Below are 15,324 nucleotides of genomic sequence, written 5' to 3'. Positions count from 1 at the left end.
CCTGGTGGCGAATTAGAGCTTCAGCGTCTCTTTCACAAACGGAATGGTCAGTTTGCGCTGGGCAGTTATGGACGCATGATCGAGCTGATCCAGCGTATCAAACAGGGTGCGCATTTCCCGATCCAGCCGCTTTAACAGGAAACGCCCCACGTCTTCCGGCAGCTCAAACCCACGTAGCCGCGAGCGTAACTGCAGTGCCTGAAGTTTGTCTTCATCAGACAAGGGTTGCAGCTTGTAGATTTGTCCCCAGTCGAGACGAGACGCCAGATCCGGCAACCCCAAATTCAGCTGGCGCGGAGGACGATCGCCGGTGATCAGCAACCGGGTTTTCCCCGATTCCAGAATGCGGTTGTAGAGATTAAACATCGCCATTTCCCACGGCTCATCTCCGGCAATGCATTCAATATTGTCGATGCAAACCAGTGAAAGATGTTCCATACCGTCGAGCACTTCCGGGACAAACCAGGTGCGTTTATCCAGCGGCACGTAGCCTACCGCGTCACCGCGCTGGGAAAGTTCCGCACAGGCGGCGTGCAGCAGATGGCTGCGTCCCGCGCCTTCGCGTGACCAGATATAAATGTATCCGCTGTGCTCCTGGCGCAACACGTTTTGCAGTGCAGCCAGTAAAGAGGGGTTATCGCCCGGCCAGAAACTCGCGAAAGTTTCGTCGTCAGGAAGATAAAGTGGCAGAGAGAGCTGTGCCGGTCCGTTCAGAAATACCTCGATCAAGGTCTCACATAAAATCGGGAGGGAGTTTATCACGGAACCTGCAATGAGAGAACCGGGCGGATCGTCCGCCCGGTTTAACGATCAATGTGACGCTTTTTCGCTGTCAGCGGCGTCGAGAACTTCTTCTTCCGGGCGCAGCACAGAGATCAGTTTGAAGATCAGGCTCAGGCCTACGCCGACGATGGTGGCCAGCGCCATGCCTTTCAGCTCAGCGGCACCGATGTGCACTTTCGCGCCGCTCACACCGATAATCAGGATCACCGAGGTCAGGATCAGGTTCTGCGTTTTGTTGTAATCCACTTTGGATTCAATCAGCACGCGAATACCGGATGCGCCGATCACACCGTAGAGCAGCAGTGAGACACCGCCGATGACCGGGACCGGGATAATCTGGATCGCCGCCGCCAGTTTTCCGACGCAGGAGAGCAGAATCGCAAAGATCGCCGCCCGCCGATCACCCAGGTGCTGTAGACGCGAGTAATCGCCATTACGCCGATGTTCTCGCCGTAAGTGGTGTTTGGCGTGGAGCCGAAGAAGCCGGAAATCATGGTCGAAAGGCCGTTAGCAAACATCGAACGGTGCAGACCTGGGTCGCGGATCAGATCTTTTTTGACGATATTCGCCGTTACCACCAGGTGCCCAACGTGCTCGGCAATCACCACCAGCGCCGCTGGCAAAATGGTGAAGATCGCAAACCACTCAAAGCGCGGCGTGTAGAAGGTTGGCAGTGCAAACCAGTGCGCCTGTGCAATCGGAGTGGTATCCACCACACCCATCGCGAAGGAGAGCGCATAGCCCGCCAGCACCCCGATCAGAATCGGGATAATCGCCAGGAAACCACGGAACAGCACCGAGCCGAACACCGTCACGCCCAGGGTTACCAGCGAAATAATAATGGTTTTGGACTCAGGCGATTGCCCGTCCGCAGGCAGCAGCCCGGCCATATTGGCCGCCACGCCCGCCAGCTCCAGACCGATGACGGCAACGATTGCGCCCATTGCCGCAGGCGGGAACATCACATCCAGCCAGCCTGTCCCGGCTTTCTTCACAATGAAGGCCACCAGGCAGAACAGCGCACCGCACATGATAAAGCCGCCCAGCGCCACTTCGTAGCCTAATGGCAGCAGCAACAGGACCGGGGAAATAAACGCAAAGCTGGAACCCAGATACGCCGGGATTTTGCCTTTACAGATGAAAAGGTACAGCAGCGTGCCGACACCGTTGAACAGCAGCACGGTAGCCGGGTTAATGTGAAACAGGATTGGCACCAGCACGGTCGCACCAAACATGGCAAACAGATGCTGCAAACTAAGCGGGATCGTCTGCAAAAGCGGCGGTCTTTCACTCACCCCGATAGTACGGCGCGTCATAGTGTTTTCCTCTAAGTATTGTGAGTTGTTTGTGTTTTATTCAAAAAAAAGCCGACTATCAAAGTCGGCTTCTTTTTCGTTATTCGATTATTTCGTACCAAAAATCTTATCGCCGGCATCGCCCAGCCCCGGGATGATGTACCCGTGCTCGTTCAGCCCCTGGTCGATGGATGCGGTATACAGCTCAACGTCCGGATGCGCTTTTTCCAGCGCCGCGATACCTTCCGGTGCCGCAACCAGTACCAGCACTTTAATGCTGTTGCAGCCGGCGTTTTTCAGCAGGTCGATAGTGGCGATCATCGAGCCGCCGGTGGCGAGCATCGGGTCAACGACCAGCGCCATACGCTCGTCGATATTGGAAACCAGCTTCTGAAAATACGGAACCGGCTCGAGAGTCTCTTCATTACGGTAGATACCGACAACGCTGATACGCGCGCTCGGTACGTGCTCCAGCACGCCTTCCATCATGCCCAGACCTGCGCGCAGGATTGGCACCACGGTAATTTTTTTGCCTTTGATCTGCTCAACCTGGACCGGGCCGTTCCAGCCTTCGATGGTCACTTTTTCAGTTTCCAGGTCAGACGTTGCTTCGTAAGTCAATAAGCTTCCAACTTCAGAGGCCAGTTCGCGAAAACGCTTCGTGCTGATGTCATGCTCACGCATCAGGCCCAGCTTGTGTTTAACGAGTGGGTGTTTCACTTCCACAATCTTCATTCTCATTCTCCTCTGAGGTGGCTACCGCAAAAAAAATCGCCGGATTATACCGCTTTTTTCCAGGTTCGCCATACCCATCTTGCTTGACGTTGATCAATCAAAGTGGATTAGGGAGCGTTAGAGAGTATAAAACAGGAAAAAAAAGCCGGAGGGGAGTCCGGCTTTTTCGGGGGATAGTTACCGTGCGGTGCTGCGCTTACAGGTCTGCGCCGTTAGTGGCGATAACCTTCTGATACCAGTCGAATGATTTTTTCTTGCTGCGGTTCAGGGTGCCATTACCTTCGTTATCTTTATCGACAAAGATAAACCCGTAACGTTTTTTCATTTCGCCCGTGCCCGCCGACACCAGATCGATACAGCCCCACGGGGTATAGCCCATCAGATCCACGCCATCTTCAACGACCGCTTTTTTCATCTCACGGATGTGCGCATCGAGATAATCGATGCGGTACTGGTCGTTCACCGTGCCGTCGCTCTCCTGCACGTCGATGGCGCCAAAGCCGTTCTCGACGATAAACAGTGGCAGTTGATAGTGATCCCAGAACCAGTTCAGGGAGTAGCGCAGGCCCACCGGGTCAATCTGCCAGCCCCAGTCGGATTTCTGAACGTACGGGTTGGAGACCAGGCTTTTACTTTCGTCATAATCAAGCTGCGGGTTGTCCGGCGTCGCTTTGGTGGCGAAAGACATGTAATAGCTGAAACCGATGTAATCAACACAGCCCTGCTTCAGTGCCGCAATATCTTCTTCGGTAATATCCAGCTCAAAACCGCGACGCTCAAAGTAGTTAAGCAAGTGCTGCGGATATTTCCCGCGCACGTGCACGTCGGTGAACCAGTAGCGACGATGCATGGCGTTCATCGCCATCATGATGTCGTTTGGCGCGCAGCTCAGCGGATAGATTGGGCACATGGCAATCATGCAGCCAATTTGCAGGGACGGATTGATCTCACGCCCGGCTTTCACCGCCAGAGCGCTGGCCACCAGCTCATAGTGCGCGGCCTGGAACATCACCGGCTCGCGATCTTCGCCCGGCTCGTACTTCAGGCCGGAGTTAGTGAATGGCGCAAAATCTTCGTGGAAGTTAGCCTGGTTGTTGATCTCGTTGAAGGTCATCCAGTACTTCACTTTGTGCTGGTATCGCTTGAATACCACGGTCGCGAAACGCACAAACATGTCGATCAGCTTGCGATTACGCCAGCCGCCATATTCAGTCACCAGATGGAAAGGCATTTCGAAGTGCGAAAGAGTAATCACCGGCTCAATGCCATATTTCAGGCACTCGTCGAACAGGTCGTCGTAGAATTTCAGACCGGCTTCGTTCGGCTCCAGCTCATCGCCTTTGGGGAAAATACGCGTCCAGGCAATCGATGTGCGGAAGCATTTAAAGCCCAGTTCGGCGAAAAGTTTGATGTCTTCTTTGTAGCGATGGTAGAAGTCGATGGCTTCGTGGTTCGGATAGTTTTTACCCTGAATGACGCCCTGAGTGATTTCACGCGGGACACCGTGCGCGCCGACCGTCATTACGTCCGCAACGCTGATTCCTTTACCGCCCTCTTTCCAGCCACCTTCCAGCTGATGCGCCGCCACCGCGCCGCCCCACAGAAAACCTTCTTTGAATCCTGGCATGCCTTTTCCCTCATTCTGCGTTATTTTCTGCAAAAACAATTACAGAAACCGGTTTCAGTGAAATCATGTGCAATGCTCCTGGCGGTTGCAAGCACATTACCGAAACCGGTTTCATTTTCGTGAACGGTATCAAGTTTGTCGCCGCCCGATGTATAAATGTGTAAATTTTCAGCGACTTTTCATGACCGCAGAATAGGCTCGCAAACGTTTGCCTGGACTGTTAGAATTGCGCCGATTTTTCTTACTATGCAATGCAATCGCGTGGGGACTTAAGCCGTGACCAACAAAACTTCTCTCAGCTATAAAGATGCCGGTGTTGATATTGACGCAGGTAATGCGCTGGTTGACCGAATCAAAGGTGTGGTCAAAAAGACTCGCCGCCCTGAAGTGATGGGTGGTCTGGGTGGATTTGGCGCACTGTGCGCACTGCCGCAAAAATATCGTGAGCCTGTTCTGGTTTCTGGCACTGATGGCGTGGGAACAAAACTGCGTCTGGCGATGGATCTCAAACGCCACGACACCATCGGTATCGACCTGGTGGCCATGTGCGTGAACGACCTTGTGGTGCAGGGTGCTGAACCCCTCTTCTTCCTCGACTATTACGCGACCGGAAAACTTGACGTGGATACCGCATCCAGCGTGATTACCGGTATCGCTGAAGGCTGTCTGCAGTCCGGCTGTGCGCTGGTCGGCGGCGAAACGGCAGAAATGCCGGGGATGTATCACGGTGAAGATTACGACGTCGCAGGCTTCTGCGTCGGCGTAGTAGAAAAATCAGAAATTATCGACGGCAGCAAAGTGACCGATGGCGATGTGCTGATTGCACTCGGCTCCAGCGGCCCGCACTCCAACGGTTATTCCCTGGTGCGTAAGATCCTCGAAGTGAGCGGCTGCGATCCAGAAACCACGGAACTCGACGGCAAACCGCTGGCCGATCACCTGCTGGCTCCGACCCGCATCTACGTGAAAAACATTCTTGAGCTGATTGAGAACGTTGACGTGCACGCCATTGCACACCTGACCGGCGGCGGCTTCTGGGAAAACATCCCACGCGTTCTGCCTGACAATACTCAGGCGGTGATCGACGCGTCCTCCTGGCAGTGGCCAGCCGTGTTCAACTGGCTGCAAACTGCAGGTAACGTCAGCCAGCACGAAATGTATCGCACCTTCAACTGCGGCGTCGGCATGCTGATTGCTCTGCCCGCCAGCGAAGCAGACAACGCCATTGAGCTGATGAAGGCGAAGGGTGAAAACGCGTGGAAAATCGGTATCATCAAAGCTTCTGATTCCGAACAGCGCGTGGTCATTGAATGAAAAATATTGTGGTGCTCATTTCCGGTAACGGAAGTAATTTGCAGGCCATTATCGACGCCTGCAAACAGAAACAGATCAATGGCACCATTCGCGCAGTATTCAGCAACAAGGCCGATGCGTTCGGCCTTGAGCGTGCGCGGGATGCCCATATCCCGGCGCACGCGCTGGAAGCCTCTCAGTTTGCCAGTCGAGAAGCCTTCGACCGAGAGCTGGTGCAGGAGATCGACGCTTACGCGCCGGATGTCGTGGTGCTGGCCGGCTATATGCGTATCCTCAGCCCGGGGTTTGTTTCCCACTATTCCGGCCGTCTGCTGAACATCCACCCTTCTCTTCTGCCGAAATATCCAGGCCTGCATACCCACCGTCAGGTGCTGGAAAATGGCGATGAGGAGCATGGAACTTCCGTGCATTTCGTCACCGACGAGCTGGACGGCGGGCCGGTCATTCTGCAGGCAAAAATCCCGGTGTTTGACGGCGACGATGAAGACGACATCACCGAACGCGTTCAGTCGCAGGAGCACGCCATTTACCCGTTAGTGGTAAGCTGGTTTGTCGATGGACGTCTTGAGATGCGCGACAACGCCGCCTGGCTGGATGGCGTTAAGCTGCCCGCTCAGGGCTATGCGGCCGACGAGTAATCTGTTTTTCCCGGCGGCGCTGCGCTTGCAGAGCCGACGTTTTTGTCAGTCGGGTACGCGCCGCGCCGCCCGACACATCTTCATCCGCACCAACCCCTTAAAATCCCCCAGAAAAAAAATTAACTGTCATACTTTTCTGGCACAGTTGGACATCTCGTGTCAAAGCTCGCCATAATAGAATCGAGACGGATTTGCTGCGTCCCGTGATTGAAACGGAGTGTAAGTTGTAATGGGTCAGGAAAAGTTATACATCGAAAAAGAGCTAAGCTGGTTAGCATTCAACGAACGCGTGCTTCAGGAAGCGGCTGATAAAAGTAATCCGCTGATTGAGCGGATGCGTTTTCTGGGTATTTATTCCAATAACCTGGATGAATTTTATAAGGTCCGTTTTGCCGAACTGAAGCGGCGGATCATCATCAGCGAAGAGCAAGGCCTAAACTCCCATTCACGCCATCTGCTGGGTAAAATCCAGGCTCGTGTTCTGAAAGCCGACCAGGAATTTGACGGCTTGTATAACGAGCTGCTGCTGGAGATGGCGCGTAACCAAATCTTCCTGATTAACGAACGTCAGCTCTCCGCCAACCAACAGACCTGGCTGCGCCACTACTTCAAACATTATCTGCGCCAGCACATCACCCCTATTCTTATCAATCGCGAAACGGATCTGGTGCAGTTCCTGAAGGATGATTACACCTATCTGGCGGTGGAGATTATTCGCGGCGACTCCATTCGCTACGCGCTGCTGGAGATCCCATCGGATAAAGTGCCACGCTTTGTGAACCTGCCGCCGGAAACTCCGCGCAGACGCAAGCCGATGATCCTGCTGGATAACATCCTGCGCTACTGCCTCGACGACATTTTCAAAGGCTTCTTCGATTACGATGCGCTGAACGCCTATTCCATGAAAATGACCCGTGATGCCGAGTACGATCTGGTGCACGAGATGGAAGCCAGCCTCATGGAGCTGATGTCCTCCAGCCTGAAACAGCGTTTGACGGCCGAGCCGGTGCGCTTTGTTTATCAGCGCGACATGCCGGACGCCATGGTGGAAATGCTGCGCGACAAGCTCACCATCTCCCGCTACGACTCCATCGTACCGGGCGGACGCTATCACAACTTTAAAGACTTTATTAGCTTCCCGAACGTCGGCAAAGCCAATCTGGTCAACAAACCGCTGCCGCGCCTGCGCCATCTCTGGTTCGATAAGTTCCGTAACGGATTCGACGCCATTCGCGAGCGCGACGTGCTGCTTTACTATCCGTACCACACCTTTGAGCACGTACTTGAACTGCTGCGTCAGGCGTCGTTCGATCCGAACGTGCTGGCGATTAAAATCAACATCTACCGTGTGGCAAAAGACTCGCGCATTATCGATGCAATGATTCACGCCGCGCACAACGGTAAAAAAGTGACGGTGGTGGTTGAGCTGCAGGCGCGTTTCGACGAAGAGGCAAACATTCACTGGGCGCGTCGTCTGACGGAAGCCGGTGTGCACGTTATCTTCTCGGCGCCGGGGCTGAAAATTCACGCCAAACTGTTCCTGATCTCCCGTAAAGAAGGTGATGACGTGGTGCGCTACGCCCACATCGGGACCGGTAACTTCAACGAGAAAACCGCGCGACTGTATACGGACTACTCGCTGCTGACCGCCGACGCGCGCATCACCAACGAAGTGCGCCGGGTGTTTAACTTTATCGAGAACCCGTATCGTCCGGTGAGCTTCGACTATCTGCTGGTCTCCCCGCAGAACTCGCGCCGCCTGCTTTACGCGATGATCGACAAAGAGATTGCCGCCGCGCAAAAAGGCGAGCCGTCGGGCATTACCCTCAAACTTAATAACCTGGTCGACAAAGGCCTGGTGGATCGGCTGTATGCGGCCTCCAGCACCGGTGTACCGGTGAATCTACTGATTCGCGGCATGTGCTCGCTGATTCCAGAACTGGAAGGCATCAGCGAAAATATTCGCGTGACCAGCATCGTTGACCGTTATCTGGAACACGATCGCATCTATATTTTTGAAAATGGTGGCGACAAACAGGTGTATCTCTCTTCCGCGGACTGGATGACGCGTAATATTGATTACCGAATTGAAGTCGCGACGCCGCTGCTGGACCCACGTCTGAAGCAGCGGATCCTCGATATTATTGAGCTGCAACTGAGTGACACCGTTAAGGCTCGCTATATCGATAAAGAACTGAGTAACCGCTACGTGCAGCGCGGCAATCGCCGTAAAGTGCGCTCACAGCTGGCGATTTACGACTATATCAAATCACTCGAGCAACCTGATTAACCTATGCCGATAAATGATAAGACCCCACGCCCGCAGGAGTTTGCTGCGGTCGATTTAGGTTCTAACAGCTTTCATATGGTCATCGCCCGCGAGGTCGACGGCGCCATGCAGATCATCGGGCGCCTTAAGCAGCGCGTTCATCTTGCCGATGGTCTTGACGACAAAAACATGCTCAGCGAAGAGGCGATGGAGCGCGGTTTAGCCTGCCTGTCGCTGTTTGCTGAACGCCTGCAAGGGTTTTCCGCATCGAGCGTGTGTATTGTCGGAACGCACACGCTGCGCCAGGCGCTGAATGCGCCAGAGTTTCTCAAACGCGCGGAAAAAGTGATCCCCTACCCGATTGAAATCATTTCGGGTAACGAGGAAGCGCGTCTGATTTTTATGGGCGTGGAACATACCCAGCCGGAAAAAGGCCGCAAACTGGTAATCGATATCGGCGGCGGGTCGACTGAGCTGGTCATCGGCGAAGACTTCGAACCCAAACTGGTTGAAAGCCGCCGTATGGGCTGTGTCAGCTTTGCGCAGATGTATTTCCCTGGCGGCACCATTACCCGTGAAAATTTCCAGCGCGCGCGCATGGCGGCCGTTCAGAAACTGGAATCGCTTGCCTGGCAGTATCGTATTCAGGGCTGGAATGTTGCCCTCGGCGCGTCCGGTAGCATCAAAGCGGCACACGAAGTGCTGCTGGCGATGGGTGAAAAAGACGGGATTATCACTCCGGAACGGCTGGAAAAACTCCGCGAAGAGGTGCTCAAACACAAAAGTTTTGACTCCCTGAGCCTGCCGGGCTTGTCCGACGAACGTAAGGCGGTCTTCGTGCCTGGGCTGGCGATTCTGTGCGGTGTCTTCGATGCGCTGGCGATCCGCGAGCTGCGCCTGTCCGACGGGGCGTTGCGTGAAGGCGTGCTTTACGAAATGGAAGGTCGCTTCCGTCATCAGGATATTCGCAGCCGTACCGCGCAAAGCCTGGCGAATCAGTACAATATCGACCGTGAACAAGCGAAGCGCGTTCTGGAAACCACCACCCACATTTATGAACAGTGGGAAACGCAAAATCCGAAACTGGCGCATCCGCAGCTGGCTGCCCTGCTGAAGTGGGCGACGATGCTGCACGAAGTGGGCCTGAATATTAACCACAGCGGCATGCATCGCCACTCGGCCTATATTCTGCAAAACAGCGATCTGCCGGGCTTCAATCAGGAGCAACAAACGATGATGGCGACGCTGGTGCGCTATCACCGTAAGGCAATCAAACTGGACGATCTGCCGCGCTTTACGCTGTTCAAGAAAAAGCAGTTCCTGCCGCTCATTCAGCTTTTGCGCTTAGGCGTTTTGCTGAATAACCAGCGTCAGGCGACGACGACGCCGCCAACGCTTACCCTGAAAACCGACGACCATCACTGGACGCTGAGTTTCCCGCACGACTGGTTTAGCCAGAATGCGCTGGTGCTTTTAGATCTTGAAAAAGAGCAGCAGTACTGGGAGGGTGTGACCGGCTGGTTGCTTAAAATCGAAGAAGAGCAGTCGCCAGACGTGGCGGCGTAACCCTGTGTTCTCAGGCGTCCAGTGGTGACGCCTGAGAATCGAGCAGCTGTTCCAGCGGCTCAGGTTTACCAATTAAATATCCCTGCAGAAAATCTATCCCCAGCGCGCTAAGTGCGCTGCGAATCGCTTCACTTTCCACATATTCGGCCACCACCAGCATTTTCTTCATCCGCGCCAGATGGCAAATCGACGCCACAATCTGATAGTCCAGGCTGTTGTCAGCGATGTTACGAATAAAGCTGCCGTCAATTTTCAGGATATCGGCATCAACGCTTTTCAACCGGGCATAGCTGGCATAGCCCGTTCCAAAATCGTCGATGGCAATCAGACACCCTAACTTCTGCAGCTGTTTGACCATCTGATCCGCCAGATCCGCATTGCCAAAGCCGCTACACTCGGTAATTTCAAAGATCAGCTGCCAGGCTTCGATGCCGTATTTCTCCAGCAAACGGTGAACCTCAATGGGGAATTGCGATCGGCAGATGGTTGAAGACATGAGATTAATGGCAAAACGCTTGCCGGGCAGCCTGCCGCGATGCGCCGACATAAACTTCAGCGTACTTTCCAGCACCCAGAGATCCACGCGCGATGACAAGCCAAACTCCTGCGCCACGGGCAGGAATTTATCCGGCGTAATGAGTACGCCATTTTCGTCGGTCATGCGTAAGAGGATTTCGTGGTAGTGATCGCCGCGAACGCCCTGCACCCGTTGCGCCATGAGCTGAAATTCATTGTGCTCAAGCGCCCGCTGCAGTCGGTTCATCATCGCCACTTTATCCCGCAGGCTACGCTGTAAATTAGCCGCGCCGCGCTGTTTTAGGTTCTCAGGATGGTTGGTGAAGAGCGAGAAATCCGCAATGATGCTCAGCTCGCCCAGCAGCAAATAGAGATGGGTCACTGGCGAACGGACACAACAATAGCTGATACCCACCTGCGGTTGTAGCGGCACCCCGTCCCAGATAAAACGAAACTGTTTAATGAGTTCGTCGAGCGCTTCAATGCGCGCTACGTGTGACTCAGTGTTCAGCCGTATCGCCAGATCGCATCCGGACAGCTGATAAACGCACTCATTGGGCTGCAGGAAACTCTTAAGCCACTCCGCCAGCTTCTGTTTGTACTGAATTCGAAGCAGCACGCCGTAGTTGCGGCTCAGAACTTCAAGTTCCGGTACGCGCAGCATACAGAGCGTTGACCAGGGTGATTTAGACAACGCACGCGATAACGCCCGCAGATTCGGCATGTGCACAACCGGATCGAGAAAAGCCAGACGTCTGGCATGGCGCGTGATCACCCGCTGGCGCGTAGCCAGCATCGCCATGTAAATCACCACAAAAGAGAAGACCAGATAACTCGACGACGTAATCGCCAAGTGAATATCGTAGCCCTGGCCGAGCGGAATATAGTGGTAAAAATAGTGAATTGAGACCATCAGCACCGGCGTCCAGATGATCGACATCAGCTTATAGCCAAACCGCATTGAGCCCCACAGCATCACCGGCATCATCAGCGACAGCGTGTAGTTAGTGCTAAAAATTGAGCTGCTGTCGCTCATGGGTACCAGCAGCAGTGAAAGCAGGCCTGCCAGCGCGGCAAGCCAGAGAACAAACTCCGCCGCAGTGACTTTCTTATCAATCTGCGTTCGGATCTGTGATATGAGCGCTTTGAGATAACGCGGATGGCGGAACACGCGAATCACCAGATAGCTGAACGGCACTCCCGTCAATCCGCCGACCAGCAGCCCCTGAAAATTGATCAGGGTGCGAATGGTCAGCGGATTTAGCCCGGCCACGCTCTGTCGGGTTTCATAGACGCCGAGGTAAACGGCAAACTGGAACAACACTAAAAATAGCGTCGACGGGCACAAAACCTGCCAGAAAATACGTTGCGCCATCAGCTTTGTATTGCCGTATGCAACCATATTTCGCCGGGGAGCAAACACCCGGTATCCGCCCCAGCTCAGGGTGAGCGGAACGATAAAATGGCAGATGAGCGCCACGGTCTCATAGAGGCTGACAGTGTCGTAGTAACGTAAAAACAGCGCCAGAATGATGCCCGGCAGTGCTGCGAGGCCGAAAAACAGCATTGCGGAGAGCAGAAACGACAACGGCATGTAATAGAGTACGATGCTTCCGCCGTTTAACTGGGTATAAGTGCTCGCAACGTTCAGCAGAGGCAGAAAAATAACAGGCAACAGAAGGGGGAGCGCCCACCAGCGATCTTTGTTTTGCTGTAAAAAAGAGAGAATGTTCATAGGCGCCTGGTTAAGCCCCTTCATCCATAGGGTAATTTCAGACAGGCATCCAACCTGACATTTTGACGCACAGTATTTTCATGAGAAAACACCATGGAGGGAGGATTTTAGTGATCAATGCCGCGCAAGAATTGACCTAACGCAAGAATATGAATTCAAAAAACCAATTATTACAATTTTCTCGGGTGGTTTTCTGTTTTCTATCAGCCCGGTAAATTATTGAATTAATATCGATAACATCAACGAATCATTACATTGACGATTTTTTACACACTCCGAATTGACCCTTGCTTCCCGCTGTGACTTAATAGTCCCATCGCCCAAAAGGGTATACCCAGGAAAACACAGTGAGCCAGGCAACGCGTATGCACAAACGACATCGATTTAACACTCGAATGACCCGCATTATCTTGCTTATCAGCTTCCTGTTTTTCTTCGGCCGCTTCGTGTACTCCTCCATTGGCGCCTGGTATCACCATCAGGACAAAATTCAGTCTCAGCAAGTCACCCAGCCGCTGGACTCCGTTAACCATTAACCTTCTCGCGCAATAAACGAATCACTTCGGAAATTCCCTTACTGAGAATTTTGTCTTGCCGCATGACGATACCTAACTGACGATGCAAAATCGGGTTCAGCGACCGCACGCACAGCCCTTCGCGATCCGCTACGGTTTCGACCGCCATACGCGGGACAATGCTGTATCCCAATCCTGCGCGAACCATGCGTTTAATGGCTTCGATACTGCCCAGCTGCATCACAGGGCAGACCTCCAGATCGCATGTGTTAAACCAGCCATCGATTAAATCCCGCGTGCCACTCCCCGATTCGAAGGCTATCAGGGGAAGTGCGTGCAATATTTGCGGGCTAAACTGCGCTATCTCCTCGTCCTGCACCTGGGAAATTATCAGGACAAACTCTTCATCGAGTAGGGGCATCACCTCCAGCGCCCGACCGCTTGCCGGAAGGGTCACCAGCCCGATATCCAGACGGTTCTCCTCCACGGCGCGCACCACATCCAGCGTGTTTCCCGTCGTCACGCCGACGCGTAATAGCGGATGCTCCTCACGCAGCTGCTGTAGCAACGGCGGCAAAAGGTGAATACAGGCCGTGGCCCCCGTGCCCAGCGTAATAGTGCCACTGATCTCATGGCTAAACTCGCTGACCGACCGGATCGCCTCTTCCACTACCTGCTCAATACGATTGCCATGCTCAAGTAGCGCCAGCCCCGCAGCGGTGGCTTTGACCCCACGCCCGGTACGTTCGACCAGACGCGTTCGCAGAAATTGCTCAAGCTGGCGTACCTGCAGGCTCACCGCTGGTTGAGAAAGGCCCAATATATCCGCCGCAGCCGAAAAGCTGCCGCGCTGGATCACCAGCCGGAAGGTCGCCAGATTGCCCAGATTCAGCGTCGTCATCGCAAAGTTTCTCTTATAGGAGTCATAAACACAGAGGCCTGCCAGCACCTTACCGTGCGCAGTATGGTGATCACAACTGCCTGACGGAATGAAAAATAATGAAAACACCTGCCCTCCCCCGCCTGCTTCCTGTTGCTGCCGGAGGCAATCAGCTGATCAACTGGGGAATTACCTTTTACATGCCAGGGACCTTTGCCCACGCGATCGCCGCGGACATGCGCTGGTCGTCACCACAGATCTACCTTGGCCTGACCCTCGCCATGCTGGTGATGGCGACGGTGTCGCCTTTTGTCGCCAGGCTGCTGGCCCGATTTGGGGGGCAGCTCGTGGTGATGAGCGGCACGCTGATGCTCGCCGTGAGTTGTGCCGTCATGGCCTGCGTGCACGCGTTGCCTGGCTGGTACGCGGCGTGGCTACTGGCAGGGGTCGGCATGCGCCTGTCCCTGTACGATGCCCTGTTCGCCTCTCTGGTGAATCTCTACGGCCAGGGTGCCCGACGGACGATTTCACACGTCACGCTGGCGGGCGGGCTGGCCTCTGCCGTGTTCTGGCCGCTGGGCGCGAAACTGCTTACATTTATGAGCTGGCGTGACGCACTGCTGGTTTACTCCCTGGCTGGCCTGCTGAGTGCGGCGCTTATCCGCGTACTTCCAGGCCACAGGGTGCCGGTCGGCACAATGCGAAAAGCGACGGCGCCCGCCATTCATCAGGATCGCCGCAATGGCCTGAACTACGCCGCCTTCATTGCGCTCATTACCTTTGTTTCGAACGGCACATCCACGCACTTACCGGAATTTATCGCAAGTGTAGGGCTTCCGGCGTCCGTGGGGATGCTCTGGGGCATTGGCCAGACGGGCGCGCGATTTACGGAGGTGGTCGCCGGGTCACATCTCTCGCCGCTGCGACTGACGCTGATCACTGCCCTCGCCATGCCCTCTGTTTTTTGACCGGGCTCAGCGCCAGCACCTTTATCTGGGCGGCTGCCGGATTTGTGCTGGGCTATGGTGCCATCAACGGGCTGGTGACCATCGTAAAAGCCACGCTGCCGTTGCAGCTTTTTCCTGCTGAGGATTACGCGCGACGCACGGGCGTCTTGCTCATTCCGGCGCAGGTCATGGCAGCGGTATCGCCCTTTGCTTACGCATGGCTGAATCGGGAACTGGGTGTGTTCGGGGCAATGTGGGTGTCATGTGGATTGACGGTGATAATTGGGGGGCTGGCTGTAGGGCTTGTGGTTGTGCAGCGCCACAATAAAAAACCCTCTGGCGAGGCAGAGGGTTTTGTGTGACTAGAGGGGGAAAATTATTCCCACTCCATTATCAATTAAATTAAAATTATTCCAAATAACAGCCACTTAGAAAGTCGATCTTTCTCGATACCACAATCTATACCATGCGGAGTTTTTTTATTTTTTCTGTTCATCGACGTTT

The 15,324-nt window shown here is 54.3% G+C and carries 10 protein-coding genes and 2 pseudogenes; 6 read left to right on the top strand and 6 right to left on the bottom strand.

Translation table 11 applies throughout. From position 1 onward, the window contains the following. Positions 1-12 precede the first annotated feature (12 nt). The 4 genes and pseudogenes from DAI21_RS11255 to DAI21_RS11240 all read right to left on the bottom strand — a co-directional run bounded on the left by DAI21_RS11255 (position 13) and on the right by DAI21_RS11240 (position 4,440). A complete protein-coding gene (locus tag DAI21_RS11255) occupies positions 13-714 on the bottom strand; it encodes a DnaA inactivator Hda (protein WP_213015986.1) in 702 nt (233 codons plus the stop codon). 96 nt (positions 715-810) lie between these two features. Further along, positions 811-2,099: pseudogene (uraA, locus tag DAI21_RS11250) on the bottom strand (uracil permease). 87 nt (positions 2,100-2,186) lie between these two features. Then, positions 2,187-2,813 (bottom strand): uracil phosphoribosyltransferase, encoded by a 627-nt coding sequence (gene upp / locus DAI21_RS11245; protein WP_023308769.1) that lies wholly within the window; start codon positions 2,811-2,813, stop codon positions 2,187-2,189. A 196-nt stretch (positions 2,814-3,009) separates the two neighbouring features. Then, on the bottom strand, positions 3,010-4,440 hold the full coding sequence (locus DAI21_RS11240; RefSeq protein WP_107703138.1) for a 6-phospho-beta-glucosidase: 1,431 nt from the start codon (positions 4,438-4,440) through the stop codon (positions 3,010-3,012). Positions 4,441-4,716: 276 nt separating this feature from the next. Between DAI21_RS11240 and purM the strand changes: the two genes are divergently transcribed. The 4 genes from purM (at position 4,717) to ppx (ending at position 10,227) form a co-directional block, all read left to right on the top strand. After that, positions 4,717-5,754, top strand: coding sequence for a phosphoribosylformylglycinamidine cyclo-ligase (purM, locus tag DAI21_RS11235; RefSeq protein WP_102104968.1), 1,038 nt, complete (start codon positions 4,717-4,719; stop codon positions 5,752-5,754). After that, positions 5,751-6,392 carry a phosphoribosylglycinamide formyltransferase gene (gene purN / locus DAI21_RS11230; protein ID WP_100779336.1) on the top strand — a complete coding sequence of 214 codons (642 nt, stop codon included), beginning with the start codon at positions 5,751-5,753 and terminating at the stop codon, positions 6,390-6,392. Before purM ends, purN begins: the two co-directional genes overlap by 4 nt. A gap of 229 nt (positions 6,393-6,621) precedes the next feature. Then, positions 6,622-8,682 carry a polyphosphate kinase 1 gene (ppk1, locus tag DAI21_RS11225; RefSeq protein ID WP_100779335.1) on the top strand — a complete coding sequence of 687 codons (2,061 nt, stop codon included), beginning with the start codon at positions 6,622-6,624 and terminating at the stop codon, positions 8,680-8,682. 3 nt (positions 8,683-8,685) lie between these two features. Then, positions 8,686-10,227 carry an exopolyphosphatase gene (ppx, locus tag DAI21_RS11220; RefSeq protein WP_107703137.1) on the top strand — a complete coding sequence of 514 codons (1,542 nt, stop codon included), beginning with the start codon at positions 8,686-8,688 and terminating at the stop codon, positions 10,225-10,227. Between the two features lie 10 nt (positions 10,228-10,237). Here ppx and DAI21_RS11215 read toward each other — a convergent pair whose 3' ends face one another. Then, positions 10,238-12,478 carry an EAL domain-containing protein gene (locus tag DAI21_RS11215; RefSeq protein WP_107703136.1) on the bottom strand — a complete coding sequence of 747 codons (2,241 nt, stop codon included), beginning with the start codon at positions 12,476-12,478 and terminating at the stop codon, positions 10,238-10,240. Between the two features lie 365 nt (positions 12,479-12,843). Between DAI21_RS11215 and DAI21_RS11210 the strand changes: the two genes are divergently transcribed. Continuing rightward, positions 12,844-13,014, top strand: a complete 171-nt coding sequence (locus DAI21_RS11210) for a YfgG family protein (RefSeq protein ID WP_370447030.1) — start codon at positions 12,844-12,846, stop codon at positions 13,012-13,014. On the opposite strand, the gene DAI21_RS11205 is transcribed toward DAI21_RS11210, so the two are convergent. After that, positions 13,004-13,894 carry a LysR family transcriptional regulator gene (locus tag DAI21_RS11205; RefSeq protein ID WP_107703134.1) on the bottom strand — a complete coding sequence of 297 codons (891 nt, stop codon included), beginning with the start codon at positions 13,892-13,894 and terminating at the stop codon, positions 13,004-13,006. The two genes, DAI21_RS11210 and DAI21_RS11205, sit on opposite strands and share 11 nt — an antisense overlap. A 98-nt stretch (positions 13,895-13,992) precedes the next feature. On the opposite strand from DAI21_RS11205, the pseudogene DAI21_RS11200 reads away from it, so the two are divergent. Further along, a pseudogene (locus DAI21_RS11200) lies at positions 13,993-15,182 on the top strand (MFS transporter). Positions 15,183-15,324 lie beyond the last annotated feature (142 nt).

It is taken from the genome of Lelliottia sp. WB101 (genome assembly GCF_003051885.1).
In the GTDB taxonomy this organism is placed as follows: domain Bacteria; phylum Pseudomonadota; class Gammaproteobacteria; order Enterobacterales; family Enterobacteriaceae; genus Enterobacter; species Enterobacter nimipressuralis.
Note: the sequence above shows the minus strand (reverse complement) of the source record. Positions and strands in the feature narration are given on the sequence as shown.

Bases quoted from the DNA above. Each gene is read 5' to 3' on its own strand.
- purN (WP_100779336.1), top strand. From the start codon at position 5,751: ATGAAAAATATTGTGGTGCTCATTTCCGGTAACGGAAGTAATTTGCAG.
- DAI21_RS11215 (WP_107703136.1), bottom strand. From the start codon at position 12,478: ATGAACATTCTCTCTTTTTTACAGCAAAACAAAGATCGCTGGTGGGCG.
- ppk1 (WP_100779335.1), top strand. From the start codon at position 6,622: ATGGGTCAGGAAAAGTTATACATCGAAAAAGAGCTAAGCTGGTTAGCA.
- DAI21_RS11205 (WP_107703134.1), bottom strand. From the start codon at position 13,894: ATGACGACGCTGAATCTGGGCAATCTGGCGACCTTCCGGCTGGTGATC.
- DAI21_RS11240 (WP_107703138.1), bottom strand. From the start codon at position 4,440: ATGCCAGGATTCAAAGAAGGTTTTCTGTGGGGCGGCGCGGTGGCGGCG.
- DAI21_RS11210 (WP_370447030.1), top strand. From the start codon at position 12,844: ATGCACAAACGACATCGATTTAACACTCGAATGACCCGCATTATCTTG.
- ppx (WP_107703137.1), top strand. From the start codon at position 8,686: ATGCCGATAAATGATAAGACCCCACGCCCGCAGGAGTTTGCTGCGGTC.
- upp (WP_023308769.1), bottom strand. From the start codon at position 2,813: ATGAAGATTGTGGAAGTGAAACACCCACTCGTTAAACACAAGCTGGGC.